Genomic DNA, 25,595 nt, shown 5'->3' on the forward strand with positions numbered 1-25,595 from the left:
CCGGCATCCCGGTGCTCCGGTGTCCCCGGGCTCAGGCTCACCATGCCCGGAGGACCATCGCGCCGCCCATCAGGCCCATGATCAGGTTCTCGGCGAAGCTCACCACCCCGAGCGGCGTGCGGGTGTTGCCCCCCACGAAGGCGCAGTTCAGGGCCAGCCGGTCGAGGAACACGGCCTTGCCCACCGACACCATGCCCATGCCCCCGAGCAGCAGGGCCGTGGCGCCGACCAGCCGGGCCGCCACGGGGAGCTGCGGCTGCACCAGGATGCCGAGGCCCACCAGCAGCTCCACCCCGGGGTAGAGCTCTGCCCAGGCCCTCCAGCGCCGACTGGGCAGGTCGTACTTGCGGAAGCTGGCGGCGAAGGCCTGCACATCCATCAGCTTCAGCATCGCCAGCAGGCAGATGGCGATGCCCATGAAGCCGTTGAAGCCGCCTGCCAGCGCCAGAGCCATCAGCGCCGCGGTGGCGAACACGGCGATCACCGGCACATAGGACACGCCATCGGCTTCCGGCCGGGTGCCCAGCCGCGTCGCCAGCACGCTGTAGCCGCCGATGCGCTCCTGCTCCGCGAACACCTGGGGCGTGGTGGCCACCCCATGGGCCGCCTTGAAGGCGGCCACCTCCTCCTCACTGCGGAGCGGGTGATCCTCGAAGGGGATGTGATGCTCCTCCAGCAGCTTCACCGCCTTCAGCCCCCACGGGCAGGCGTGACCGGGCAGGTCCATGCGGTAGAGCCGCACGTGCTGGAGGGGAGGCGAAGCCATCGGCGGCGAGGCGAGGGGGCCATCACCTTCAAGCCTGCAGTCTCCAGCAGCTGGAGAGTCAAGGCGCCGTGACCGGCCTTCATGGCTGGGCCCCGGGGGGCACCGGGTTCAGGCGCCGAGGTAGGGCTCCAGGAACCGCAGCGGTTGGGCCATCGCCTCGGCGAAGCCCAGGATTCCCCGGTCGCGGTGCACGTAGAGCAGCGTGTTGTCCCCGTCCAGCAGGAAGGTGCCGCCCCGCTGGGTGAGGAAGGCGTCGTGCGGCACATAGGTGCGCCAGTGCCCGAGCACCTCGCCCATGTTGCGCAGGCGCAGCGTGGCCAGCTCGAAGGGCCGCTGGAAGCCCCGGCCGCCGGCCTTGGCGAACAGGGAACCCCGCAGCGGGGGCAGGGGCGGGGCCTGGATCACCGTCTCCTCGTCGATCAGCTGGGGAGCCCGGCGGTCGCCCGTGTAGCCGCGCAGCACTTCCCGCAGCGTGCCCGGGGAACCGAGCCCGGCGCACATCAGCAGCAGGTTGCCCCAGGGGCCGATCGGCAGCTGCAGCCCCGGGTAGAGCTCCAGCGCCTGATGCAGCGTCGCGTCCGGCACGGCCTGCAGCCAGGCCAGCGGCAAGCCGGTGAAGGCGCAGAAGCGCTGCCGGCCCGCCTCGTTGCCGATGCCGAAGGCGAGCACCTGGATCCCGGCCCGCTCGAGCCGGCTGCGGGCTCCCGCCAGGGCCTGGGCGTACTCCAGGCTGTCGAAATCGCCGAGCTGGCCCCAGAGCAGCACCAGCCGGCGCTGGCCTGCGCCCATGCCCTCGCGGCCGGCCAGGGCCTCGAGCAGGGGCCGAGGCGGCAGGGAGGGAGCCCCTGTGATCCCTTGGGCCGCGGCCGATTCAGGCAATTCCGTCAAGATCCCGTTGCAGTCTGTTACAGTCTTCGTAACAAAACGCAACTACACCCCGTCGCTATGACCGACTCCACCACCCGCTTCGGCTTCAGCGCCTTCGCCGAAACCTGGAATGGCCGCCTGGCCATGCTCGGCTTCGTGATCGGCCTGGCCACCGAGCTGCTCACCGGTCAGGGCATCCTCTCCCAGATCGGCCTGGGTTGAGCGCCATGACCAGCGACTACACCACAGCCATCGCCGGGCTGATTGCCATCGCGCTGGTGCTCACGGCAATGGTGGCCTTCGTGCTGTCCCGCCCCAGCGACCTCTCTCCTGATTCCCGATGACCGCCACCCTCGCCGTCGTGCTGTTCGCGGCCTGGATCGCAGGCTCCCTGCTCCGGCCCGACCCCGCCAGCTGACAGGCCGCCGGCTGGCCGGACGCCAGCTGGCCCTGCCTTCGTCCACAGCTTTCGTCCCATCCACCTCTACAGCTTTCTTCCCATGACCAACACTCCCGCCAACGAGAAGTGGTTCCAGGACCGCGCCACCGAGCAGATCCACCTGGAGCAGCTGCAGCGCGCTGAGCGCTTCAACGGCCGCGCCGCCATGCTCGGCATCGTGATCGGCATCATCACCGAAGGCCTCACCGGAGCCGGCATCGCCCACCAGATCGGCCTCGGCCCCCTCGTGGACGGCTACACCGCCTGCCGCACGCAGTTCCTTCCCTTCTGCTTCTGAGCCTCGCTCCTGAACCCCAGCCCCTGGGCCCTGCCCGGGGGCTTTGACATGGCCAGCTCCCGCTGCGATAGTACATCTGTATTGCGCAAGGGCCGATGTCCGCTTTCCCGCCGCTCTCCCTGCCCAGCCACCCGGTCGCGGCGTCGAGCGAATCTGCCGTTGAGGCCTGCCCCTGCGCCGTTCAGGCCTGGCCCTACCTGGAGCAGCCCCTGCTGGCACCCAGCCGCAGCCGTCAGGTGTGCCTCACCTGTCACTTCTTCCGCCATCAGGCGGCCGAGGACGCCATTCCGCTGCTCACCTGCCAGCTCCATGCCGGCCTGATCGCCCACGGCGAGCACCTCACCCGCCGATGCCACGGATGGACCGACGGCCTCCATCGCCAGCGGGGGTGGGCGCCGGAGGGGGCCTGATCCGGGCCTCGGTTCAGCCCTCGCCAGCCTCCCCAGCCTCGCCGCCCTCTCCTGCGTTCTCCGGCTTCGGCGTGGAAGTCTGCGGCGTGGAAGTCTGCGGCGCGGCAGACCCCGACGGGCTCGTCATCTCGGTGCCGTCCTCGCCGGCCTCGCCGCCGTCCTTCGGTTCGGGGGCCTGGCCGCAGCCCAGGGTGCCCGCCACCAGGCCGGCGGTGGCGAGGAACAGGGCAAGGCTTGAGCGTGGCATGGCGTGGACCGGAACTGATCCGATCATGCTGTCGACACCTCCCGGCACCCGGCCGTGAGGTCACCCCTGCGCGTGCCTTTGATCACGTCCCATGCGTTTCGCCGTCGAATCCCTGCTCTCCCCCGAGCGCGTGGAGGCCATGCGGGGGGCTCTGCTGGCCGAGGCAGCGTGCTGGCGGTCCGGAGCCGACACCGCGGGCTGGCACGCCCGCACCGTGAAGCACAACCGCCAGCTGGCCCAGGATTCGCCGCTGCATGCCGAGCTGGCGCAGCAGGTGCGGGAAGCACTGCTGGCCCATCCGCTCGTGGCCGCCGCTGCCCTGCCGGTGCGGGTGCATGGCCTGCTGTTCAGCCGCTGCGGTGTGGGCGAGGGGTATGGCCGGCATGTGGACAACGCCTACATGAAGGAGGGCCGCAGTGACCTCTCGTTCACCCTGTTTCTCTCCGAGCCCGGCAGCTACGCCGGCGGGGCCCTGATGCTGGAGACGCCCGCCGGGGAGGAGCCGGTGCGGCTGAGCGCCGGTGACGCGATTTTCTATCCGAGCACCCTGCTGCACCGCGTGGAGCCGGTGCGCAGCGGTGAGCGGCTGGTGGCGGTGGGCTGGATCCAGAGCCGCGTGCGTCACGCCGACCAGAGGGAGCTGCTCTTCGAGCTCGACACCGCCCGTCGCGCCCTCTTCGCCGGCCAGGGCGACAGCCAGGCGGCAGGGGGGCAGGACGCCGCTCTGCCGGCGGAGGTGTTCGCCCTGATCAACCGCAGCTACACCAACCTGCTGCGCCGCTGGGGAGACTGACGCCGCACCGCAGCGGCGCGCGGGCGGTCAGGCGATGGCGGTCACCGCCTGCTGCAGGGCCTCGGAGCGGCTGACACACACGTGCTCCTGCGGCAGTTTGGCGAAGAGTCCGAGCTTCTCCAGCCGCTCCCGGGTGGTGCCGCTGGCGCCGACCACGAACACCTGGCGGCCCTTCTCGATCGCCTCCTCCACCGCGTTCTCCACCGCCAGGGCGGCGGTGACGCCCAGGTGGGACACCTCGGTGAGGTCGAACACCACGGCGCGGCAGTCGCCGATGGCGTTGTGCTCGCGGCCGATCGCCTTGGCCACGCCGAAGATCATGGCGCCGGTGAGCTGGAACAGCAGCACCTGGCCCTGGCCCTGATCCAGCAGGCTCTTCTCCTCGGGCTCGAGCAGCAGATCGCCGTCACCGGTGGAGATCGACTTGACGGCCCGGCTCTGCAGGGCGCTCATCTTGTCGATCGTGACGATGTTGGCGATGAATACGCCGATGCCCACCGCGGCGATCAGGTCCACCAGCACGGTGAGGGCGATCACCAGGTACATGATCAGCGCGCCGGTGATCGAGATGCGATGGGCGCGCTTGAGGAAGCTCCAGTCGACGATGTCGAAGCCCACCTTGAGGGCGATGCCGGCGAGCACGGCCTGGGGGATCTGGGCGGCGAGGCGGCCGCCCACCAGGATCACCAGCATCAGGATCAGGGCGCGGCTGAGACCGGAGAGGGCGCTGCGGCCCCCCGCCTGGATGTTCACCACGGTGCCCATGGTGGCGCCGGCCCCGGCGATGCCCCCGAACAGGCCGGAAACGAGGTTGCCGAGGCCCTGGCCGATCAGTTCCTTGTTGGAGTCGTGCTCGGTGCGGGTGATGCTGTCGGCGATCACGGCGGTGAGCAGGGCGTCGATGCAGCCGAGCATGCCCAGCACGGCCCCGTTCACCAGCATCAGCTGCAGCTGGGAGGCCTCGAAGGTGGGCACCTGCAGCCTGGGCAGACCGGAGGCGATCGCGCCGATGCGGCGGATGCCCTCCACCTCGGCGGAGGCGTCGGCGCCGCTCAGCAGGGTGAGCGAGAGGATGGTGCCGGCGATCAGGGCGATCAGCTGGGGTGGCGCCAGCTTGCGGATCCGGGCCGGTGTGAACCAGAGGATCGCCAGGGTCACCACGGCCAGTGTCACCTCCGCAGGGCGGGCTCCCGCGAGGAGGCTGGGGAGGTTGGTGAGGGTGCCCATCACGCCCCCCCTGGGGATGGCCTGGCCGAGGAACGGCCCGAGCTGCAGCACCATCAGAATGATGCCGATGCCGCTCATGAAGCCGGAGATCACCGTGTAGGGCATCTGGGTGACATACCGGCCCAGCCGCAGCATGCCGAACAGGATCTGGAACACCCCGGCCAGCATCACCACGGTGAAGGCCATGGCCAGTCCGTTCTCTGGATCCTTGGCGGTGAGGGTGGCGATCACGGCGGTCATCACCACCGTCATCGGGCCCGTGGGCTCGGAGATCAGGGTGGGGGTGCCGCCGAACAGGGCGGCGAACAGGCCCACCAGCACGGCGCCCCACAGGCCCGCGGTGGCACCGGCGCCGGAGGCCACCCCGAAGGCCAGGGCCATGGGCAGGGCGATCACGGCCGCGGTGACCCCTCCAAAGAGGTCACCCCTGACGTTGCTGGTGCTGAAGTGATTCAGCACCCGGAAGGCAGGACGCCCCCCGGGCGGCACCGTGACCGTTGCCATCGCTACACCAAGGTGTGGTGGGCGAAACCCTAGGGCGCAATGGGGGGCTGTGGTTTCTGCTCCGAAGCGTGGGTGGATCGCCGGACTCCGGGATCCACCCACGCCAGACTTGCCGTCTGTGCATTAAGGCTTTCCGAGCCGATTCCGTCTTGCTGGCCGTGGCGTTAATTCTTGTTTTCGCTTCGTTCTGGTTGGCGATGCGTGTGCTTGCTGTGTCTGCCCAGATCTCGGCACACCGCCCCGAAGCCTTGCTGGCCCGCCAGTTCCAGGCGGAACTGCAGCAGCGTGGGCTGCGGGATCAGCGGTCGGACGGTCCAGCGGGAGAGTGATCAGCTCCATGGAATTCGCCAACTGATCACTTGTGCTGATCGCACTGATCACCTTCTCCATTCGATCTGGAGCTGCAAATGCGGCAGAACCTGGCTTTTTCCTCCTAAAACAGCTCGCTCCTCTCCAGGCCTTGATGGATCCCTTGCCCACCGTGCTGATGGAAATCGGCAGTCACCAGCTGGAAGTGGTCGAAACCCTCATCGGCGTGGGGCGCTTCCTGGTGATCTTCGTCGCGGCCCGCACCATCGCTGAGCTGATGGTGCGCCTGCAGCTGCCCACCATCCTCGGTGAGCTGGTGGCCGGGGTGCTGATCGGCGCCTCCGGCCTTCATCTGGTGCTGCCCCCCGATGCCCAGGCCCATCTCAGCGAGGCGGTGCTGGGCCTGGTGGGCTCCCTGGCCGACGTGCCCGCCGACACGGTGGAGGAGGTGTACCGGGAAACCTTCCCGAGCCTGCAGGCCGTGTCCCAGCTCGGCCTGTTCGCGCTCCTCTTCCTCACCGGCCTCGAGAGTGAACTCGACGAGCTGGTGGCGGTGGGCGTGCAGGCCACCACGGTGGCCGTGACCGGGGTGGTGCTGCCGTTCGCCCTCGGCACCGCCGGCCTCTACTACCTTTTTCATGTGCCCCTGATCCCGGCGGTGTTCGCCGGCGCGGCCATGACGGCCACCTCCATCGGCATCACGGCGAGTGTGTTCGGCGAGCTCCAGTGGCTCAAGCGCAAGGAGGGGCAGATCGTGATCGGCGCGGCCGTGCTCGACGACATCCTGGGCATCGTCATCCTGGCGGTGGTGGTGGCCCTGGCCGGGGGCGGTGCCTTCACCGTCGGCCCGATCCTCAAGCTCTGCGCCGCCGCCCTGGTGTTCGTGGCGGCGGCCCTGTTCCTCAGCCGCACCGCCGCGCCCGTGTTCGACTGGGTGGTGGATCGGCTCAAGGCCCCGGGTGATGTGGCCGTGGCCAGCTTCGTGGTGCTCACCCTCTGCTGCTTCGCGGCCCAGGCGATCGGTCTGGAGGCGGCCCTCGGCGCCTTTGCCGCCGGATTGATCCTCAGTGGCTCGAAGCACACCCATGACATCGACACGGCCGTGAAGCCGCTGGTGGCGCTGTTCGCCACCGTGTTCTTCGTGCTGATCGGCACGGGCATGGATCTGTCGGTGCTCAACCCCTTCGATCCCGCCAACCGGGAGGGCCTGATCGTGGCCATGTTCCTGCTCACCGTGGCGATCGTCGGCAAGGTGGCGGCGGGCTGGACCTACACCAGCAAGGACCCCACCAACCGGCTGGTGGTGGGGCTCGGCATGATGCCCCGCGGCGAGGTGGGTCTGATCTTCCTGGGGCTCGGCACCCAGGCCGGCATCCTCACGCCGGCCCTGGAAGCCGCGATCCTGCTGATGGTGATCGGCACCACCTTCCTGGCGCCAATCCTGCTGCGGCTGGTGATCGGCTCCAAGTCCGTCGCCGCCCCACAGCCCTCCTGATCGGGCGATGGCACCGGCTGCTCCCTACGCCGGACGAAGGGTCTGCCTCACCACGCTCCACGGCAAGGAGAAGGTGCTGGCCAGGCCCTTTTTTCATGGCCTCGGCGCCCAGCTGCAGGTGTGTGGCTGCGACACCGACCAGCTCGGCACCTTCAGCGGTGAGATCGAGCGAGCGGACGACCCGATCACCACCTGTCGCCGCAAGGCGGAGCTCGGCCTTGCGGCCACCGGGCTGCCGCTCGGGCTCGCCAGCGAGGGCAGCTTCGGCCCCCACCCCGTGGTGCCCCTGCTGCCCGTGGGCCAGGAAGTGCTGGTGTTCCTGGACCGGGAGCGCCAGCTCACGCTGGTGGAACAGCGCCTGGAGCTGCGCACCACCTTCGCCAGCCGCGTCGTGGCGCCATCCGACCTCCAGGGTCCGGAGGTCCTCCGCTGGCTACATCAGGTGCAGTTCCCCAGCCATGCGCTGATTGCCCGGCCCCATGCGCCCGGCCAGCCGGGGAACCCGAGCGGCCTGTGCATCAAGGCCATCCGCACCGAGCCAGCCCTGGAGGCCGCCATCGCCCGCTGCGCCGCCCTGTCCGCCGATGGAAGGGTGAGGCTGGAAACCGACATGCGGGCCCACTGCAATCCCACCCGCATGGCCAGCATCAGGAGCCTGGGCTTTCAGCTGGTGCGCCGGCTGCGCCGGTTGTGCCCGGCCTGTGCCACACCCGGTTGGGGGCGGCTGGAGGCGATCCCCGGCTTGCCATGCCGTTGCTGTGGCACCAGCACGGCGCTGGTCGCCCGGGAGCGCTGGGGCTGTGCCACCTGCTCCCACACCGAACTGCGGCCCCGCCGGGATGGCAGGACCGTGGCCGATCCGATGCATTGCCCCTGGTGCAATCCCTGATCGGTGTCCGGCGGGGAGTTGTTGCAGCCGAGCGGCAAATCAAAGCCAGTAAAAACCGCCTGAAGGCGAGCCCCAGGCGGTTGGAATCTCCAGGAGTGTGGATTCTGGCGTGATGGAGCCTGGGTTGAAGGCCACAGCGCCACCCTGCCCTGTGCCCAGAGCCACAGGATCAGGAGGATGATCACATCGCCTTATGGTTCCAATCTGGAATCCTGGAGGTGAGGAGCGACACAATCGCTCAAGCAAGCCTTAAGGTTTGCGGACTCAATTTCAGGCGGGATTTCTTCGATGTCTCCGGCGGGCTTCAGGGCTCGCGTCTGGTTTTCCCGGGGCGATGTGAACGGCCCCTGGCACGGCTTTCCCTGAAGGCTGTTTGTTGCTTTTTGTGTACATCTTTTCCGGTTTTCAGCAGCAGTTCTCCCTCTTTTCTTTGCCATGGCTGTCTCCATGTCACGTCGTTGTCTTCGCCTGAGCCTCCGGGCCGGCGAGACGCTGCCCAGCAACCTCTGCTGGCGGGTTGAGCAGGGCTATGTGTGGCTGGCCCGCTGGTGCCCCGGGGCCGACCCTCTCACCCTGGGGGTGTGGGGCCCCGGTGAGCTGGTGATGCCGGCGTTGATTGGCCTCACCGGACTGGAGCTGCGCTCCCTCTCCGCCGTGGTGGTGGAGGAGGAGGAGCCCACGAGTGCCATGGAACGGGAATTTCTGGAGGAACAGTTGCGCCAGGCCGCCATCCTGCTGTTGCTCAGCCGGGTGCGTCCGGCGGAATCCCGCCTGCTGCAGCTGCTCGATTGGTTCGGCACCCGCTTCGGCACCATGACCAGCCAGGGAGTGGTGCTGCGCTTCGGGGAGAAGACCCTGACCCATCAGCAACTGGCGGACATTGCCGGCATGACGAGGGTCACGGTGACCAAGGCCCTCACCCAGTTTCGCCAGTCCGGCGTGATCGCGGGGCAGGAGGGTGGAGCGCTGTTGCTGCGGGTTTCTGCATCAGAGCTCTGGGAATACAGCTGAGCCACCCATTGTCAATCTTCTTATCGAACTCCCTCCGAACTGGTGATGTTGATCCCTATCCTGCTGGCCCGTTCCCCTCCCTTGTGAGTGGTCGGATTCCAGCTTAACCCTGATAACTGCAAGCACACCACGAAAACCAAGTGTCCGAATTCTTAGAGCTTTTTATCAAGCAGCTCCAGTCTCCAACGCTCGGCTTCCTGATCGGTGGCATCGTGGTTGCCTCTTTCGGCAGCCAACTGGCGATTCCGGATTCGATCTACAGATTCATCACCTTTTTCCTGCTCCTGAAGATTGGTCTTACTGGTGGTCTTGCCATTCGTAAGTCCAATCTTGCCGAGATCTTCCTCCCTGCCCTGGCGGCCATTTTCCTGGGAATCATCATCGTGTTGATCGCCCGGTACACCCTGGCGAAGCTACCTGGAATCAAGGTGGCAGATGCCGTGGCCACAGGAGGCCTCTTCGGCGCCGTGAGTGGCTCCACCCTGGCAGCCGTTCTGCCCCAGCTCGATTCCGCCGGTGTGAAGTACGAGGCCTGGACAGCAGCCCTCTACCCGTTCATGGACATCCCGGCCCTGGTCACAGCCATTGTGGTGGCGAGTGTCTATCTCAGCAACCATGGCGACAAGAGCTCGGGGAATGTGGAGATCTGGCCGATTGTGAAGGAGAGTCTGCAGAGCTCGGCTGTCACCGCCCTTCTGCTGGGCTTGGCCCTGGGTATTTTCACCAAGCCGGAGCCGGTCTACGACACGTTCTTCAACCCGCTGTTCCGTGGATTCCTTTCCGTGATGATGATCATCATGGGCATGGAGGCCGCGCAGCGGATGAATGAGCTGCGCAAAGTGGCCCAGTGGTATGCGGTGTATGCCTTCATCGCGCCCTTCCTGCACGGCTTCATCGCCTTTGGTCTTGGCCTTGTGATCCGCCAAATCACGGGCTTCAGCCTTGGCGGCTGTGTGGTGTTGGCGGTAATCGCAGCTTCCAGCTCTGACATCTCCGGGCCCCCCACCCTGCGTGCCGGCATCCCAAGCGCCAATCCTTCCGCCTACATCGGCGCTTCCACCGCCATCGGAACCCCAGTGGCGATCGCGCTCTGCATCCCGCTCTTCATCGGGATTGCCGAGATGATGGCTGGTGGTTAAAACTACACTACAACAACCAATCGGAGACCACAGTCATGAGTCAACAGGTTTGGAAATTGGTGATCGTTGGGGAGGAGATCCTTTCCAAGAAACTCATCAAACTCATCAAGGCGGCAGGTGCCACCGGTTACACCGTGAATGCAGCCGGTGGTGAAGGCAGCCGCAATGTGCGCTCCACGGGAGATCCAAGCGTGTCTCACACGCTTTCCAACGTGAAGATCGAGGTGCTTACAGGCACCCGCGATCTGGCCGACAAGATCACCCGTGAGATCGAGGCCAAGTACTACAAGGACTTCTCGATCATCACCTATCTCTATCCCGTGGAAGCCCTGCGCGACCATAAGTTCTGAGCCAAGCAGGACTAGCTCCTGCCTTGATCCAACCCAACCCCGGTTGTGCCCATGGGCGCAGCCGGGGTTTTTGCTGTCGTCCCTGGGCTGCTGAGGCGGCTCCTTCGCCCGCCTCACCACGCCTGCACGTCGCGACCCTCAGGGCCTGGTCAGGCCCCAAGTGACGTGACCCCCTTTATCGGTCCAGGGCTTATGAGAGTGGGTGGTCATGGTCATGCTGCAGCTCCTTGTTGAGCTGCCTCCATGGGCGTACGCCCTTGGAGGGCCGAATGCGGCCTGAGCGTGTTGTACTCCCATCGCCAGCGATCGGCCAGGATCTGAGCCTCCGGGGCTGTGGTGAACAACTCGGTGTTGAGGAACTCATCCCGGAACCGGCCGTTGAACGACTCGGCAAAACCGTTCTCCCACGGGGATCCTGGCTCGATGTAGGCCGTGCTGGTGGCGCTGCTGGCCTCGCACCAGTCCCGTAGGGCCTGCGCAATGAACTCCGGGCCGTTGTCCGATCGGATGAACGCTGGCGCCGGGTAGAGGCTGGTGAGTTCCTCCAGCACAGTCACCACGTCTTTGGCCTTGCACCGCCTGCCCACCCGGATCGCCAGGCAGAGGCGGCTGTGCTCGTCGATCACGTTCAGGAACTTGAGTCTGCGGCCATCGGCGGTGGCATCGAACTGGAAATCCATGGCCCACACCTGGTGGGGATGCTGGGCCCGGTGACGCCTCACCGAGCCGTCGGCGGGCCGTGCCCGCTTCCGCTTCCTGGGAGTGGGCCGCTGCAGCCCCTCCTCCCGCCAGAGCCGTTGCACCCGCTTGTGGTTCACGGTCCAGCCCTCCCGACGCAGCAGGCGGTAGGCCATGCGGCGGCCCCAGCGGATGTGCTCAGCTGCAATCTCCCTCAGGCGGTGCCGAAGCTTGGTCTCCTCCAGGTCGACGACCTTCCCGCAATGGCGCTGGGTGCTGCGGTGCTGCCCCACAACACGGCAGGCCTGGCGCTCTGATGCCCGGTAACGCTCCTGCAGGACCGTGACGGCCCTGCGACGGCGTTCCGGGCTCAGAAGTTTCCCTCCGCAAGGTCCTTGAGCATCGCCTTCTCCAACTCGGCTTCTGCCAACAACTTCTTGAGCCGGGCGTTCTCCTTCTCCAGCTGCGTCAGCCGGCGGGCCTCCTCGGCCTGCATGCCGCCGTACTGCTGCCGCCAGCGGTGATACGTCGGCTGCGTCACCTCGATGACGCGGCAGACATCGGCGACGGTCTTGCCCTGGGCAATCAGCTGGTCGGCGGTCTTGAGCTTGCGGATGATCTGCTCCGCTGTGTGCCTGGTGCGTTTCATGGTGAAGTCCCCGGCCCAGTCTGGCCGGCTGAGGACTCTCATTCACCCTGGACCAATTCCCGGGGTCCACGTCACGTCGATCACGTTCAGGAACTTGAGTCTGCGGCCATCAGCTGTGGCATCGAACTGGAAGTCCATGGCCCACACCTGGTGGGGATGCTCAGCCCGGTGACGCCGCACCGAGCCGTCAGCGGGCCGTGCCCGCTTTCGCTTTCTGGGTGTCGGCCGCTGCAGGCCTTCCTCCCGCCAGAGTCGTTGCACGCGCTTGTGATTGATGGTCCAGCCCTCCCGCCTGAGCAGCCGGTAGGCCATCCGGCGGCCCCAGCGGATGTGCTCCGCTGCGATTTCGCGGAGGCGATGGCGGAGCTTGGCCTCTTCAATGCCGACAACCTTGCCGGGATTTCGTTGGGTGCTCCGGTGCTGCCCCACAACACGGCAGGCCAGGCGTTCAGAGGCCCGGTAACGCTCACGCAGAACCGCGACGGCTCTGCGACGGCGTTCCGGGCTCAGAAGTTTCCCTCGGCGAGATCCTTGAGCATCGCCTTTTCCAGCTCGGCTTCTGCCAACAGCTTCTACTCCTGCGGAGAAGCCTTCGGCTAGAGCCGGGCGTTCTCCTTCTCCAGCTGCGTCAGCCGGCGGGCCTCCTCGGCCTGCATCCCGCCGTACTGCTGCTTCCAGCGGTGATAGGTCGGCTGTGTCACCTCGATGACGCGGCAGACATCGGCGACGGTCTTGCCCTGGGCGATCAGCTGTTCGGCGGTCTTGAGCTTGCGGATGATCTGCTCCGCTGTGTGCCTGGTGCGTTTCATGCTGGAGTCCCCGGCCCAGTCTGGCCGGCTGATGACTCTCATTCACCCTGGACCGGTTTCCGGGGTCCACGTCACCTGGAGAAGAGATCCATGATCGCCACCAGGTAGAGGAAGCCTTTCTGAAGGGGGATGGAGGTGATGTCGGTGGCCCACACCTGACCCACCGCTGTGATGGTGCTGACATCCACCAAGCAGGGGAAACGCTCAGATGGGTCACCAGGAACCGTGGTGCGAGGTTTCTGGTAGATCGCCCGTAACCGCATGCGGCGCATGAGGTTTCGCACCCGGTCACGGCTGATCGGGATCCCATCTCTGGCCAGGTAGCCCACCATCCGGCGGCTCCCGCTGCAGGGGTCTTCCAGGTAATGGGCATTGATCCTGGCCATGATCCGCAGCGTCGATTCCCGGATCGGTATCGGCTGGTAGTAAAGTGTGGACCCGGGCAGGCTCAGCAGCACACATTGCCGGGTGACGCTGATCTCAGGATGGTCGTGATCGACCTGCTTGCGCAGTTCACGGGCATCAGAGCAACTGAGACTTTGTTTTGAGCCACTCCAGCTCCATCTGCAGACGGCCGATCTGCTGGAACAGTTCCGCCTCCTTGGCCTGCCCCTCCTCCTTGTCCTTGGTCTTCTTGCCCCTGGTGAACAGATCGCTGGCGCCCTCCAGCAGCTGCTTCTTCCACTGACTGACCTGGATCGGGTGGATGGCGTGGTCGGCAGCGATCTCCTGGACGTCTTGCGGCCACGGATCGCCTCCATGGCGACCTTGGCCTTGAACTCGGGGCTGTGGGTGCGTCTCTTGCTCATTGGTGGGAGCCCCTTTCAGGGGGGGCGCCCCGCCTCAAAGGTTAACGATGGGGGCTGTCCAGAAAAACCAGACCACCTCACTCCTTCTCCAGCTGGGGCAGCCGCCTGGCCTCCTCGGCCTGCATCCCCCGTACTGCTGCCACCAGCGGTGATACGTCGGCTGCGTCACCTCGATCACGCGGCAGACGTCGGCAACGGTCTTGCCCTGGGCGATCAGCTGCTCGGCAGTCTTGAGTTTGCGGATGATCTGCTCCGCTGCGTGCCTTGTGCGTTTTATGGTCGAGTCCACGGCCCAGTCTGGACGGCTGAGGACTCTCATTCACCCCGGACCGGTTTCCAGGGTCCACCTCAAAAAACAGCGCTCCACCTGGTTGAGCCAGGAGGAGTAGGTGGGCGTGTAGTGGACATGAAACCGTGGCCGCTGCGCCAACCAGACCCGGACATTGGCGTGCTTGTGGGTGCAGGAGTTGTTCACCACCAGATCGACGTCCAGATCTTCCGGGACGGACGTCTCGATCTGGGGGAGGAAGCCCAGGAACTCCTGGTTCCGGTGACCCGGCCTGCACTGGGTGAGCACCTCGCCGGTGGCCACGTCCAGGGCGGCGAACAGAGTGGTGGTGCCGTCGCGGATGTAGTCGTGTGTCACACCCTCGACGTAGCCCAGGCCCATCGGCAGCAGCGGCTGGGTGCGTTCCAAGGCCTGGCTCTGCGTCTTCTCGTCGACAAAGAGCACCATCGCCTTGTCCGGCGGGTTCAGGTACAGGCTGTCGATACCGCTCCTCTGCCAGGAAAGATGACACTGCCTAGCTATCGTAAATCTAATCAATCGAGAAAGGCCCGACCACGGTAGGCTTCCTGATCAGGGCCGTGGCCTGATTCAACAACCAGAGGATCAAGTGCCAGCGGGTTCTCAGCGACAACGGGTCTGCCTACAAGTGACGCAACTGGCGAAGCGCGTGTCAGGCTATAGGGTTGAAGGCGGAGAAGACAAGGACCTACACCCCTCGGGGCAACGGCAAGGCGGAGCGCTGCATCAAGACGTTGCTGGAGAAGAGGTTGCTGGAGAAGAGGTTGCTGGAGAAGTAGGTTAAGGTAATGCTTTATAGCAATTCAGCGACTCGCATTGGGCTATTGCCAGCCTACCTGCGGATCTACAACGGCCGCAAGCACCATAGGGTTCAGGGGGTGGGCCTCACCCCCCCATAGGCTCGCTCGGCCGCAGGCATGACTAACCTGGTGATAAGTCACACATTGTCAGCTCGAAATCCGAGGGGCCCGAGCTGCCTGCGACCAATCAGCCCGGACCTAACGTGCAATCAAAGGGTAGTCTCACGTGGATCGGTGTAGGACATCCAGATGTACATCCAGATGTACCCTAAAAGAGCTCTTGGCGCAGTGAAGGCGGCAGGTTGTCAACAAAGGTGTTTAGACAGGCATTGAACTCTTCGGGTGGGATATCATAAGTAGAAGTAGAGATCCAATGCACGGGCTCAGCACTTCGCGTCACATTAAACTCTGGCAGATATCTTTCTTTTAAAACCATATTGTCCCGCTCGTAATAAAGATATAGGTTTTCCTGTTCTTGTTCGTCTAAATAAACTGGTGCCTTACCTAGCCAATCAGACTTACTAGCGAGGCAGGTCGAATTGACCGTACTAATCAGAGCATTAAACATAGACCGCTTAAAGGGAGGGTCTTTCCTCAAGCGCTCCCAATAGCTGAAAGCTATATACTTCGAGAACTCTACGGCCTTCCATCCCCAACTTTTGTTTCTGTAACCAGAAGGAGGAGAAGGCAGCGTTGGATTCTCAAGGCCCAAGAGGCGCATGAAATCCAGAATGATGTTGCCCCCAGGAAAACCTGAGGGGTCGTACACTCGAGCTATAACATTCTCAGGGCCGATAAGCTCCGAACATGAATCCAAGACTGATGTGTAAAAAAATCCATTCTTATGAGCATTGCCCAAGGGAAAACACCCCTCTCCCCATACGCGATGTGAACGCATAACACCCAAGAACTTGCATTCTTGTGCATACAATGAAGTCCAAAGCTCGAGCTGGGGTCTTATATATAAAACAACCTTAATGCGATTGAAGTAGGGCTGAAGAGAGGAAAAAAGGAGACTTGCAAATGGGCGTCTCATGGAGAAAAGAAGCTCGTCGCTTAGGATGACGGTACTGGCGCCACTTTCGTCAACTTCATGCTTCAGCCGGGATAGAAGCGCTAGTAGATGAGGCGCATGAGAGGGCGAGGGCTCACGAAGCGCCCTGCCTATAGCTTGTGTGAATTCTCCTTTCCTAGGTAGATTTATTGATAGCTTAGGATACAGTATCCCAGCTTGTGAAAGGATGTGCTGGTTGGCATGAAGATAATGCTGGATTGCCGTGCTTCCAGTTTTAGGGGTCCCTGCATGAATAATAAGATCAGGCATTGTCTCTTGTGGTGAACTGTCGAAATCTGAATCCAGATCTTTTACTATCTTAAGAGCCTAAAATAAAGACCTCCTGTGGAGTGTGATACCTGAGTGGCCAACGCATTTCAGGCAAGACCGTTGACTGCGATAGCACCAAAGAGAGCAACGACAACTGAATGTTAGCTTAAGAGCTCGCTAAGACCTTCAGCGATCTCTGTAAAAAATGGACCAACTGCCCGCTTGAGACCCGGGGTCAGAGGGAGCGCAGCGGTTCCCTGTTCTCCTACGTGTCGATCGAGGAGCGGATCCCGGCCACTCATCCGCTGAGCGGATCCTCAAGCTGGCCGATCAGGCCCTCGATCGGCTCAGTCCCACCTTCTCCTGGGTTGACCTCCAGGGTGTACGCCGCAGAAACCCGACAGCCCGAACCGCCGTGCCGCTGGAGCAACTGCTGCTGGCCTCGTTCATGCAAACCTGGACCTCCCGTGCCTCACTGGAGCGGATCGATGGGCCGGACAATCTGCCGCCACCGCCTTCAGGCCCTGGCGAGGGTGGTGGCTCTCCAAACCAGGGCAAGAAGCCAGCCAACGTGGATGGCCGCTGCATCATGCTCAGCAACTAGGAGCGTGTCGCACGTTGCGCCCAGGCCACATCGCTGTGCAGAAGCCCCCCGAGATTCAGGGATGCCTGATGCCAGCACTGGCGAAAGGAGCAAGGCCCCTCAAGCCGTGGCCAGCAAGGCCCGGAACAGCTTGAGCAGGATGTGGGTAGTGGCCATCAGGGCCCATTCCCCGTTCACCTTTTCCAGAGCCCGTAACCGGAACCGATCCAGGCCTCGGCCGCCCTTGATCTGACCGAAAAACGGCTCCACGATCGTCTTGCGCAGGGCGTAGCTCGCCTGGCCGGCCACCGAACGCAGTTTGCGATCCATACGCCCGCGGGCATCCAGCCCCCGGGGCGCAGGACCCCGGGATGGCCTTGGCCTGTGGCCGTGCTTCTGCCGGCTGGTGGAGATGTAGACCGCCAGTCCCCTGTCCTCGCAGGCCTCCAGGTTGGCGGTGCTGCAGTACCCGGCGTCAGCGATCAAGGCCTCCGGCAGTTGGCCGGTATTGGCCTGGATCCGCTCCAGCACCGGCAGCAGGTGCACCGCATCGCTGGGCTGGTTGCTCACCCCGATCGCCACGATCACCTGGTGATCCCCATCCACCGCGGCCTGGGCGTTGTAGCCCTGGATCCAGCCGCCGGAGCCCCTGAGGATGTGGCTGTCTGGATCGGTGAAGTTGCGCTGGGCACTGGGCTTTGGGTTGCCGGCAGCATCGTTCGGGAGCGTCCGGGTTGGCATCGCCAACGGATCGGTCTCAGCAGCAGTGGCAACGGAGCCAAGGTCCAGGCCCGCAGCTTCTGCCTTCTCGATCGCCAGATTCTGAGCGGCATCGGCGCGCTTGCGAGCACCACGGGCCCGCCGGGCTGCGCGCGTGCCGGCCTTGGCATCCCCGCTGGCCTCGGCATCTGCGACCTCCTGCTCGGCTACCTCCGCCTGTTCGTCCCGTTGACGAGCCTTGGCCGCAGCGGCCTCGGCCTCCAGCTCCGCCTTGGCCTGCGGATCCACTCCAGCCGGCTGCGGCGCCGCTGCAGTTCCTCCGGCAACTCATCGCCCCGTTTGCCCTTGCCGAACTGGCCGTCCTCCTGGGCGTCGATCAGCTCGACCTTGCGCAGCAGGGCACGCATCTCGGTCTCCAGCTGCCGCTCTGACTTGAGCATCCGCTCGTGGCTCATGGCCTTGTGCCTGCTGGCATTGGCCCGGATCTTGGTGCCATCCAGGGCCACACGTCCCAGGCTCTGCCCGGTGTCAACTACGTAGGCGGCTCGCGTCAATTACGTTGGCGGGTCCTCGCCCCCCGGGCGACGTGAAATCTGGGCCACCTTCCTCGGCGGCTCTCCCTGCGCTCTGCCGCTGCTGCGGAGCGCAGGAGCCGGCGGACACCACAGTCCGCCGGCAGCGCGGAGCCCATCACCAGCGGCTTTCGCCTGGGGGCTGCCGGCCGTTGACGGGTAATTGACGCCTGGTCAGGACGCTGAACGCCGGGCCCGTTTGCGGCGGTAGCTCTCGCCGTTGAGTTGCACGATGGTGCTGTGATCCACCAGCCGGTCCACCGCCGCCACCGTCATGGCGCTGGTGGAGAAGACGGTCTCCCACTCCCTGAACGGCTGGTTGCTGGTCACCAGCAGGGACCGGCGCTCGTAGCGGTGCATCACCAGTTCAAACAGCACCGAGGTTTCGGACTCGTCCTTGCGGACATAGCCGATGTCGTCGATCACCAGCAGGGCATAGCGATCGAGCCGGGTGAGCGCCTTGGCCAGGGCATAGTCCGCCTTGGCCTGCTGCAGGTGCTGCACCAGAGCGGTCCCCGAGAAGAAGCGGGCTGAGCGGTCCAGGGCCACCAGGCTGCGGCAGATCCCGCTTGCCAGGTGGGTTTTGTGTCAAGCGACATTGAAAACCGAGCCACTGGCGACATTGAAAAGTGAGCCACCTCCGGCCCGGTAAGAGTTCGCTGAAAAACCCGCCCACCCCTGCGAAAATGGAGTATCCGCCTCAGGCTTGATGCGTGGTCAGCAGGAGCGCACAGGCTCACTGTTCTCCTACGTCTCGATCGAGGAGCGGATTCCGGCCGGCCATCCGCTGCGGCGGATTCGCAAGCTGGCGGATCAGGCTCTCGATCGCCTCAATCCCACCTTCTGCCATCTCTATGCCTCAGAAGGCAGGCCATCGATACCGCCTGAGCAATTGCTGCTGGCCTCACTGCTGCAGGCGTTCTACGGGATCCGTTCGGAGCGCCTGCTGCTGGAGCAGCTCGACTACAACCTGCTGTTCCGCTGGTTTGTGGGCTTGAGTCCTGACGATCCGATCTGGCATCCGACCACGTTCACCAAGAATCGTGAGCGGCTGCTCAACGAGCAGTTGATGGGCCGGTTCCTGGAGAAGCTGATGGCGGCACCGGAGGTGAAACCGCTGCTCAGCAATGAACACTTCTCCGTCGATGGCACCCTGCTCCAAGCCTGGGCCTCACATGCCTCCCTGGAGCGAATCGACGGAGAGGATGACCCGCCGCCTCCGCCATCAGGCCCTGGCGAGGGATTCGGGGCGGCCAAGGATGGCAGGAAGCGGGCCAAGGGCGACTTCCGCGGGGTGCGTCTCAGCAACAAGACCCATCGCTCCGGCACGGATCCCGACGCTCTTCTGGCCCGCAAGTCGAATGTTCACCCGGCCCTGCCCAGCTACCGGGGGCATGTGCTCATGGACAACCGCCATGCCCTGGTGGTGGATTGCCGGGTGACCCAGGCTGACGGCTACGGCGAACGGGATGCGGCCAAGGAGATGGCCGCCGATCTCCCCGGGCACCACCAGAAAACCATCGGTGCTGACAAGAACTACGACACCCATGGATTCGTCGCAGAGATGCGACGGATCGGCGTTACCCCGCATGTCGCCCAGAACGCAGGACGCTCCGGCGGCTCCGCCATCGATGGCCGCACCACTCGCCATGAGGGCTATGCCAAGTCGATCCATGCACGCCGCGGCATCGAGAAGGTTTTCGGCTGGATCAAGCAGTTCGGCGGCCTGCGCCAGTTCAAGCTGCGCGGCCAGGCCAATGTCAGTGCCATGTTCGGACTGCATGTGATCGCCTACAACCTGATCCGCCTGAGCAACCTGCTCAGGCCTGTGGAGGCGATGGCATGAACAGGCCGTTCTCCAGAGATGGGAGCCTGCGAGGAGATTCAGCGTCGAGCGAGGTACCAATCCCGAGGATCAGGGACTCACAGCGAGCCTGAGTCATTCCAATAATCGCCTCGCCATGACCAGCTGGCTGGGTCACGGAGGGGGAGAACTCGCCTCGCGACGAGATTTTTTCTGCAAACTCGTAAGGGCCGGAGGTTTTGGGCTGTTCTGCTGTCGTTGCCTGGGCTTGCTCATGGGTCCTGCGTTGGCTTGATGGTTGTCTGTCGTTGCTTGAGGCGGGGTCTGTCGGTTGCCGGTATCTCAGTCCTCCTTGGCAGCCACCGGCGGGGACGTTCCGCCCGTCTGCGGGCGGAACAGGCCTGAGCGGCGCTTCTCCCTGAGCCGGTAGCTGTCGCCACGGATCGTCACCATATGGCTGTGATGCAGCAGCCGATCGAGGATCGCGGCCGCCACCAACTGGTCGCCGAACACTTCGTCCCACTCCTCAACGGGGCGGTTGGAGCTGATCAGCACGCTGCCCTGCTCATAGCGCCTGGAGATCAGCTGGAAGAACAGGTGCCCCGCCTGGGGTTCGAGCGGCAGGTAGCCCAGTTCGTCGACGATCAGCAGTTTCGGCTTGCTGTACTGCGCCAGCCGCACCTCCAGGCTCCCCTGCTGCTGGCCTTTGACCAGTGAGCCGAGCAGCTCCATCGCCGTAGTGAACTGCACCGTGTAGCCCCGGCTCACCGCCTCACGGCCCAGGGCCACCTCCAGGTGGGTCTTGCCCACACCCGGCGGGCCCAGCAGCACCACGTTGTCGCCATTGGCCACCCAGCGGCAGGTGGCCAGATCGCGGATCTTGGCTGGATCGATCGAGGGCTGGGCCTCGAACTCGAACCCCTCCAGCGTGCGCACAAAGGGGAAGTGGGCAATGGTCATCGCCATCGACAGCCGCCGCTGCTCCTTGCTCGCCACCTCGGCCGCGCAGAGCCAGGCCAGGGCCTCGCGCAGATTCAGCTGCCGCCGGGCCGCTTCCTCCAGCAGTCCATCGAGCTGCTCGCGGATGGCACCGAGCCGCAGGCGGCTGAGCATCCCGTCGAGATCCTCCACCAGCTTGGCGATGTCGCCTGCCTCCGCGGCGGGACAGCCGCTCGCCGTCGTCGCGGTCGCTGTAGCAAGTTGTTTACTGCGCGCCATCAGCCCACCTCCGCCACCACGGCCGCGTAGTCACTGAGCGGCCTGGCCAGTGAGGAACGCCGCACCGCAGCCAGCTCCACCACATCAGCGATGGCGCTGTTGTCTGCCCGAGCAGCATCGATGGCCCGCTGCGGCACCAGCCCTGCCCAGTGGCCGGCGATCACCTGGCGGGAGCGTTGGTTGGCAGCCTGACGGGAATGGCGCGCCACGATCCGGCCCCCCTGGCGAATCAGCACCTGCTGGTCGCGGATCTGCACCGTCACGTTCTGGCGCACCAGCGCCGCCGGCACGCTGTACCAGTTGCCCTCCACCTGCACGCAGCAGTCCTTGGCGACACGGCGGCTGAACTCCTGCTCCGCCAGGTACGACGGCTTGCCGTTCAGCGGCAGCAACGCCCCGGCCTCGGACCTTTGAAAGCGCTCCAGCGGTTTCTCACCGGTGGTGCCGTGGATGCGCAGATCGGCGATCTCCCGGTTCCACCAGTCCAGATGGCCCTCCATCTGGCCCCAGGTGTCAAAGCGGTGGCCGGCCAGCCCACTGCGTTTCACGTAGCCCACCCCACGCTCGTCCTTGCCTTTGGTTTGTGGCCGGTGCGGCCAGCAGGCCTTGGGCGTGAACCCCCAGTGCCGGGCAAAGGCGGCAAACACCGGATTGATCACCAGCTCCCCTGTGCTGGGGTTGTGGATCGTGACCAGGGCTTTGGCGTTATCGACCAGCACCTGCTCGGGCACCCCATCCCAGATCCGGAACGCCTCCTCCAGTGCCTGCAACCAGTGGCGCTGCCGCTGCTGCCGGAACACCCGCACCACCTGCCGCCGCGAGTAGCCCAGGGTCAGCACGCAGAGGTGCACCTTGGTACGCACTCCGCCGATCAGCACCCACAGCTCGCCAAAGTCGGCCTGCAGTTACTGGCCTGGCCGGGTCTCGTACCGAACCGTGGCCTGACGGCTCTGGCGCAGCGCCTCCCGCCAGACCTGCACCGCCCGCTCCACCGTGCGCAGGCTTACCTCGATGCCCTTCTGCTTGAGCAGCTCCTGCCGTACCACCTCGGCGTTGCCGTGGTGCTGTTCAAACTGCTGCTGCAGCCAGGCCTGGTGCCCGTCGAGCTGGCTGGCGCGATTGCTGCTGTCGTACGGCTGCCAAGTGCCCAACGCCAGGTAACGACTCACCGTGTGGCGTGAGATGCCGAGTTCCCTGGCGATGCGGCGCTGACTCCAGCCCCTCTCCAGCAGCTGGCCCATCACCGCCACCTCCTCCGGCGTTTGCATCACGCCCTCCAGCCCAGCCATCAGGCCTGCTGTATGGGCGCCAGGCAATCCCGCCAGCCCCTTGCCGGTGGGGGCGGTCAGCTGCTCAGTGGATGGCGCGCTGGCGGCTCCGGGATGGCCCAGTTTTCGTGTCGCCTCTGGTCCAGTTTTCGATGTCGCCTGACACAGCGAGATGCCCACCGCATCGGCCGCCATCTGCTGGCTGAGGCCGCTGGCCCGTTTGGCCATGTACCGCTCCTTGATCCGCAACTGACGTGACCCCCTTTATCGGTCCAGGGCTTATGAGAGTGGGTGGTCATGGTCATGCTGCAGCTCCTTGTTGAGCTGCCTCCATGGGCGTACGCCCTTGGAGGGCCGAGTGTGGCCTGAGCGTGTTGTACTCCCATCGCCAGCGATCGGCCAGGATCTGAGCCTCCGGGGCTGTGGTGAACAACTCGGTGTTGAGGAACTCATCCCGGAACCGGCCGTTGAACGACTCGGCAAAACCGTTCTCCCACGGGGATCCTGGCTCGATGTAGGCCGTGCTGGTGGTGGTATTGGTCTCACACCAGTCCCGTAGAGCCTGGGCAATGAACTCAGGGCCGTTGTCCGATCGGATGAACGCTGGCGCCGGGTAGAGGCTGGTGAGTTCCTCCAGCACAGTCACCACGTCTTTGGCCTTGCACCGCCTGCCCACCCGGATCGCCAGGCAGAGGCGGCTGTGCTCGTCGATCACGTTCAGGAACTTGAGTCTGCGGCCATCGGCGGTGGCATCGAACTGGAAATCCATGGCCCACACCTGGTGGGGATGCTGGGCCCGGTGACGCCTCACCGAGCCGTCGGCGGGCCGTGCCCGCTTCCGCTTCCTGGGAGTGGGCCGCTGCAGCCCCTCCTCCCGCCAGAGCCGTTGCACCCGCTTGTGGTTCACGGTCCAGCCCTCCCGACGCAGCAGGCGGTAGGCCATGCGGCGGCCCCAGCGGATGTGCTCAGCTGCAATCTCCCTCAGGCGGTGCCGAAGCTTGGTCTCCTCCAGGTCGACGACCTTCCCGCAATGGCGCTGGGTGCTGCGGTGCTGCCCCACAACACGGCAGGCCTGGCGCTCTGATGCCCGGTAACGCTCCTGCAGGACCGTGACGGCCCTGCGACGGCGTTCCGGGCTCAGAAGTTTCCCTCCGCAAGGTCCTTGAGCATCGCCTTCTCCAACTCGGCTTCTGCCAACAACTTCTTGAGCCGGGCGTTCTCCTTCTCCAGCTGCGTCAGCCGGCGGGCCTCCTCGGCCTGCATCCCGCCGTACTGCTGCTTCCAGCGGTGATACGTCGGCTGTGTCACCTCGATGACGCGGCAGACATCGGCGACGGTCTTGCCCTGGGCAATCAGCTGGTCGGCGGTCTTGAGCTTGCGGATGATCTGCTCCGCTGTGTGCCTGGTGCGTTTCATGGTGAAGTCCCCGGCCCAGTCTGGCCGGCTGAGGACTCTCATTCACCCTGGACCAATTCCCGGGGTCCACGTCACAACGACAGAGGGGCGGGCATCGCGGGGCTCCTGACCGTGACCAGAGCCCTGTTGTCGCAACCTGAGACCCGCCAATGTAGTTGCGCGGTCCCGCCTATCTAATTGTGTTTTCTCACCAGGTCATTCAGCGATCAGCAATCGCTGGAGGGACTGCTGAGGCGTGAGGCCACCGAGAGCCATGTGGCACCTGTTGCCGTTATAGATGGCCAGATAGCGACGTAGCCAGCGGTTGCGTTCCTCTGATGTCTGGTAGGCGATCACGTAGGCCCATTCCGCCAGGATCGTTTTGATAAACCGCTCGGCCTTGCCGTTGGTTTGCGGCGTATAGGGCTTGGTGCGGATGGGTTTCAGATCCAATGCCCGGCAGGCTTTTCGCCAATCCCCTGAGCGGTAGGCGGAGCCGTTATCCGACAGGATCCTCCGGCAGGTGATCCCCTGCTCCGAGAACCAACCGACTGCACGGGCCAGGAATCCAACAGTCGTTGCCCTCTGCTCGTCGGCCAGCACCTCCACATACGCCAGGCGGGTGGCGTCGTCGATGGCGACGTGCACCTTCTCGTAGCCGGCGCCTCGGGAAGAGCCTTGACGACGGTCACCGGTGATCCGGTGACCGACCCGCTCAAACCTGGCCAGCTGTTTTGACGTGACCCCCTTTATCGGTCCAGGGCTTATGAGAGTGGGTGGTCATGGTCATGCTGCAGCTCCTTGTTGAGCTGCCTCCATGGGCGTACGCCCTTGGAGGGCCGAGTGTGGCCTGAGCGTGTTGTACTCCCATCGCCAGCGATCGGCCAGGATCTGAGCCTCCGGGGCTGTGGTGAACAACTCGGTGTTGAGGAACTCATCCCGGAACCGGCCGTTGAACGACTCGGCAAAACCGTTCTCCCACGGGGATCCTGGCTCGATGTAGGCCGTGCTGGTGGTGGTATTGGTCTCACACCAGTCCCGTAGAGCCTGGGCAATGAACTCAGGGCCGTTGTCCGATCGGATGAACGCTGGCGCCGGGTAGAGGCTGGTGAGTTCCTCCAGCACAGTCACCACGTCTTTGGCCTTGCACCGCCTGCCCACCCGGATCGCCAGGCAGAGGCGGCTGTGCTCGTCGATCACGTTCAGGAACTTGAGTCTGCGGCCATCGGCGGTGGCATCGAACTGGAAATCCATGGCCCACACCTGGTGGGGATGCTGGGCCCGGTGACGCCTCACCGAGCCGTCGGCGGGCCGTGCCCGCTTCCGCTTCCTGGGAGTGGGCCGCTGCAGCCCCTCCTCCCGCCAGAGCCGTTGCACCCGCTTGTGGTTCACGGTCCAGCCCTCCCGACGCAGCAGGCGGTAGGCCATGCGGCGGCCCCAGCGGATGTGCTCAGCTGCAATCTCCCTCAGGCGGTGCCGAAGCTTGGTCTCCTCCAGGTCGACGACCTTCCCGCAATGGCGCTGGGTGCTGCGGTGCTGCCCCACAACACGGCAGGCCTGGCGCTCTGATGCCCGGTAACGCTCCTGCAGGACCGTGACGGCCCTGCGACGGCGTTCCGGGCTCAGAAGTTTCCCTCCGCAAGGTCCTTGAGCATCGCCTTCTCCAACTCGGCTTCTGCCAACAACTTCTTGAGCCGGGCGTTCTCCTTCTCCAGCTGCGTCAGCCGGCGGGCCTCCTCGGCCTGCATCCCGCCGTACTGCTGCTTCCAGCGGTGATACGTCGGCTGTGTCACCTCGATGACGCGGCAGACATCGGCGACGGTCTTGCCCTGGGCAATCAGCTGGTCGGCGGTCTTGAGCTTGCGGATGATCTGCTCCGCTGTGTGCCTGGTGCGTTTCATGGTGAAGTCCCCGG

29 protein-coding genes and 2 pseudogenes are annotated in these 25,595 nt (G+C 64.8%); 11 read left to right on the top strand and 20 right to left on the bottom strand.

The window, feature by feature from the left end; translation table 11 throughout:
* Positions 1–37: 37 nt before the first annotated feature.
* Together CBM981_RS11795 and CBM981_RS11800 are read right to left on the bottom strand one after the other, a co-directional pair.
* Positions 38–766, bottom strand: coding sequence for a glutaredoxin (locus tag CBM981_RS11795; protein WP_087068567.1), 729 nt, complete (start codon positions 764–766; stop codon positions 38–40).
* Between the two features lie 108 nt (positions 767–874).
* Positions 875–1,645, bottom strand: a complete 771-nt coding sequence (locus CBM981_RS11800; protein ID WP_087068568.1) for an AhpC/TSA family protein — start codon at positions 1,643–1,645, stop codon at positions 875–877.
* Positions 1,646–1,711: 66 nt separating this feature from the next.
* Here CBM981_RS11800 and CBM981_RS11805 point away from each other — a divergent pair, with 66 nt between their 5' ends.
* From CBM981_RS11805 to CBM981_RS11815, 3 genes are all read left to right on the top strand, one after another.
* Positions 1,712–1,855 (top strand): chlorophyll a/b-binding protein, encoded by a 144-nt coding sequence (locus tag CBM981_RS11805; RefSeq protein ID WP_087068569.1) that lies wholly within the window; start codon positions 1,712–1,714, stop codon positions 1,853–1,855.
* Positions 1,856–2,133: 278 nt separating this feature from the next.
* Positions 2,134–2,370, top strand: a complete 237-nt coding sequence (locus CBM981_RS11810; protein ID WP_087068570.1) for a chlorophyll a/b-binding protein — start codon at positions 2,134–2,136, stop codon at positions 2,368–2,370.
* Between the two features lie 95 nt (positions 2,371–2,465).
* On the top strand, positions 2,466–2,780 hold the full coding sequence (locus CBM981_RS11815; protein WP_225867376.1) for a galactose oxidase: 315 nt from the start codon (positions 2,466–2,468) through the stop codon (positions 2,778–2,780).
* A 13-nt stretch (positions 2,781–2,793) separates the two neighbouring features.
* On the opposite strand, the gene CBM981_RS11820 is transcribed toward CBM981_RS11815, so the two are convergent.
* The gene (locus CBM981_RS11820; protein WP_087068571.1) at positions 2,794–3,027 is read right to left on the bottom strand and encodes a hypothetical protein; all 234 of its coding nucleotides are present in this window, start codon (positions 3,025–3,027) and stop codon (positions 2,794–2,796) included.
* A gap of 91 nt (positions 3,028–3,118) precedes the next feature.
* On the opposite strand from CBM981_RS11820, the gene CBM981_RS11825 reads away from it, so the two are divergent.
* Complete coding sequence (locus tag CBM981_RS11825; RefSeq protein WP_087068572.1) at positions 3,119–3,820, top strand: Fe2+-dependent dioxygenase; 702 nt, start codon at positions 3,119–3,121, stop codon at positions 3,818–3,820.
* 27 nt (positions 3,821–3,847) lie between these two features.
* Here the strand turns inward: CBM981_RS11825 and CBM981_RS11830 are convergent, their stop codons facing one another.
* Positions 3,848–5,551, bottom strand: coding sequence for a SulP family inorganic anion transporter (locus CBM981_RS11830; protein WP_225867377.1), 1,704 nt, complete (start codon positions 5,549–5,551; stop codon positions 3,848–3,850).
* 463 nt (positions 5,552–6,014) lie between these two features.
* On the opposite strand from CBM981_RS11830, the gene CBM981_RS11840 reads away from it, so the two are divergent.
* From CBM981_RS11840 to CBM981_RS11860, 5 genes are all read left to right on the top strand, one after another.
* Positions 6,015–7,355 (top strand): cation:proton antiporter, encoded by a 1,341-nt coding sequence (locus CBM981_RS11840; protein ID WP_087068575.1) that lies wholly within the window; start codon positions 6,015–6,017, stop codon positions 7,353–7,355.
* Positions 7,356–7,362: 7 nt separating this feature from the next.
* Positions 7,363–8,244 carry a DUF6671 family protein gene (locus CBM981_RS11845; RefSeq protein WP_087068576.1) on the top strand — a complete coding sequence of 294 codons (882 nt, stop codon included), beginning with the start codon at positions 7,363–7,365 and terminating at the stop codon, positions 8,242–8,244.
* A 447-nt stretch (positions 8,245–8,691) separates the two neighbouring features.
* Positions 8,692–9,255, top strand: a complete 564-nt coding sequence (locus CBM981_RS11850; RefSeq protein ID WP_172820885.1) for a Crp/Fnr family transcriptional regulator — start codon at positions 8,692–8,694, stop codon at positions 9,253–9,255.
* A gap of 140 nt (positions 9,256–9,395) precedes the next feature.
* The gene (locus CBM981_RS11855; protein ID WP_087068578.1) at positions 9,396–10,394 is read left to right on the top strand and encodes a sodium-dependent bicarbonate transport family permease; all 999 of its coding nucleotides are present in this window, start codon (positions 9,396–9,398) and stop codon (positions 10,392–10,394) included.
* A 35-nt stretch (positions 10,395–10,429) separates the two neighbouring features.
* Complete coding sequence (locus CBM981_RS11860) at positions 10,430–10,744, top strand: hypothetical protein (protein ID WP_087068579.1); 315 nt, start codon at positions 10,430–10,432, stop codon at positions 10,742–10,744.
* Between the two features lie 212 nt (positions 10,745–10,956).
* On the opposite strand, the gene CBM981_RS11865 is transcribed toward CBM981_RS11860, so the two are convergent.
* From CBM981_RS11865 to CBM981_RS15410, 7 genes and pseudogenes are all read right to left on the bottom strand, one after another.
* Positions 10,957–12,071, bottom strand: a protein-coding gene (locus CBM981_RS11865) for an IS3 family transposase (RefSeq protein WP_369801618.1) whose coding sequence is annotated in 2 segments (ribosomal slippage) — positions 10,957–11,810 and positions 11,810–12,071 — 1,116 coding nt in all. Because the reading frame shifts where the segments join, the coding sequence is not laid out codon by codon here.
* Between the two features lie 42 nt (positions 12,072–12,113).
* Positions 12,114–12,500, bottom strand: coding sequence for an IS3 family transposase (locus tag CBM981_RS11870; RefSeq protein WP_157665438.1), 387 nt, complete (start codon positions 12,498–12,500; stop codon positions 12,114–12,116).
* Between the two features lie 167 nt (positions 12,501–12,667).
* Entirely contained in the window at positions 12,668–12,880 is a 213-nt protein-coding gene (locus CBM981_RS11875; protein ID WP_157665330.1) for a transposase, read from the bottom strand.
* Between the two features lie 71 nt (positions 12,881–12,951).
* Complete coding sequence (locus CBM981_RS16050; protein ID WP_255376823.1) at positions 12,952–13,266, bottom strand: IS3 family transposase; 315 nt, start codon at positions 13,264–13,266, stop codon at positions 12,952–12,954.
* A gap of 457 nt (positions 13,267–13,723) precedes the next feature.
* A complete protein-coding gene (locus CBM981_RS16235; protein ID WP_225867378.1) occupies positions 13,724–14,008 on the bottom strand; it encodes a transposase in 285 nt (94 codons plus the stop codon).
* Between the two features lie 33 nt (positions 14,009–14,041).
* Positions 14,042–14,452 (bottom strand): annotated as a pseudogene (locus tag CBM981_RS11890) (IS630 family transposase); the annotation flags it as partial.
* Between the two features lie 612 nt (positions 14,453–15,064).
* Positions 15,065–15,565 (bottom strand): hypothetical protein, encoded by a 501-nt coding sequence (locus CBM981_RS15410; protein WP_157665439.1) that lies wholly within the window; start codon positions 15,563–15,565, stop codon positions 15,065–15,067.
* 1,006 nt (positions 15,566–16,571) lie between these two features.
* Here CBM981_RS15410 and CBM981_RS15945 point away from each other — a divergent pair.
* Positions 16,572–16,721 (top strand): annotated as a pseudogene (locus tag CBM981_RS15945) (IS5/IS1182 family transposase); the annotation flags it as partial.
* Positions 16,722–16,823: 102 nt separating this feature from the next.
* On the opposite strand, the gene CBM981_RS11900 reads toward CBM981_RS15945, so the two are convergent.
* The 3 genes from CBM981_RS11900 to CBM981_RS11910 form a co-directional block, all read right to left on the bottom strand.
* Entirely contained in the window at positions 16,824–17,444 is a 621-nt protein-coding gene (locus CBM981_RS11900) for a transposase (RefSeq protein ID WP_225867658.1), read from the bottom strand.
* 185 nt (positions 17,445–17,629) lie between these two features.
* On the bottom strand, positions 17,630–17,977 hold the full coding sequence (locus tag CBM981_RS11905; protein WP_157665441.1) for a hypothetical protein: 348 nt from the start codon (positions 17,975–17,977) through the stop codon (positions 17,630–17,632).
* Positions 17,978–18,169: 192 nt separating this feature from the next.
* Positions 18,170–18,571, bottom strand: coding sequence for an ATP-binding protein (locus CBM981_RS11910; protein WP_087068585.1), 402 nt, complete (start codon positions 18,569–18,571; stop codon positions 18,170–18,172).
* 133 nt (positions 18,572–18,704) lie between these two features.
* Here CBM981_RS11910 and CBM981_RS11915 point away from each other — a divergent pair, with 133 nt between their 5' ends.
* A complete protein-coding gene (locus CBM981_RS11915; RefSeq protein ID WP_087066680.1) occupies positions 18,705–19,841 on the top strand; it encodes an IS5 family transposase in 1,137 nt (378 codons plus the stop codon).
* Between the two features lie 300 nt (positions 19,842–20,141).
* Here the strand turns inward: CBM981_RS11915 and istB are convergent, their stop codons facing one another.
* The 6 genes from istB to CBM981_RS11945 all read right to left on the bottom strand — a co-directional run bounded on the left by istB (position 20,142) and on the right by CBM981_RS11945 (position 25,581).
* A complete protein-coding gene (gene istB / locus CBM981_RS11920) occupies positions 20,142–21,017 on the bottom strand; it encodes an IS21-like element helper ATPase IstB (protein ID WP_304441604.1) in 876 nt (291 codons plus the stop codon).
* Entirely contained in the window at positions 21,017–21,922 is a 906-nt protein-coding gene (istA, locus tag CBM981_RS15645; protein ID WP_087068586.1) for an IS21 family transposase, read from the bottom strand. The genes istB and istA overlap by 1 nt, the downstream gene beginning before the upstream one ends.
* Positions 21,923–22,513 carry a helix-turn-helix domain-containing protein gene (locus CBM981_RS11930; protein ID WP_157665442.1) on the bottom strand — a complete coding sequence of 197 codons (591 nt, stop codon included), beginning with the start codon at positions 22,511–22,513 and terminating at the stop codon, positions 21,923–21,925.
* 73 nt (positions 22,514–22,586) lie between these two features.
* Positions 22,587–23,701 (bottom strand): IS3 family transposase gene (locus CBM981_RS11935; RefSeq protein ID WP_369801619.1). Its coding sequence is split into 2 segments (ribosomal slippage): positions 22,587–23,440 and positions 23,440–23,701, totalling 1,116 coding nucleotides; the frame shifts between segments, so codons are not numbered across the junction.
* A gap of 195 nt (positions 23,702–23,896) precedes the next feature.
* Complete coding sequence (locus tag CBM981_RS11940) at positions 23,897–24,448, bottom strand: integrase core domain-containing protein (protein WP_369801699.1); 552 nt, start codon at positions 24,446–24,448, stop codon at positions 23,897–23,899.
* A gap of 18 nt (positions 24,449–24,466) precedes the next feature.
* A protein-coding gene (locus CBM981_RS11945) for an IS3 family transposase (RefSeq protein WP_369801619.1) occupies positions 24,467–25,581 on the bottom strand; the annotation gives its coding sequence in 2 pieces (ribosomal slippage) (positions 24,467–25,320 and positions 25,320–25,581; 1,116 coding nt in all).
* Positions 25,582–25,595 lie beyond the last annotated feature (14 nt).

It is taken from the genome of Cyanobium sp. NIES-981 (genome assembly GCF_900088535.1).
Classification (GTDB): Bacteria; Cyanobacteriota; Cyanobacteriia; order PCC-6307; family Cyanobiaceae; genus NIES-981.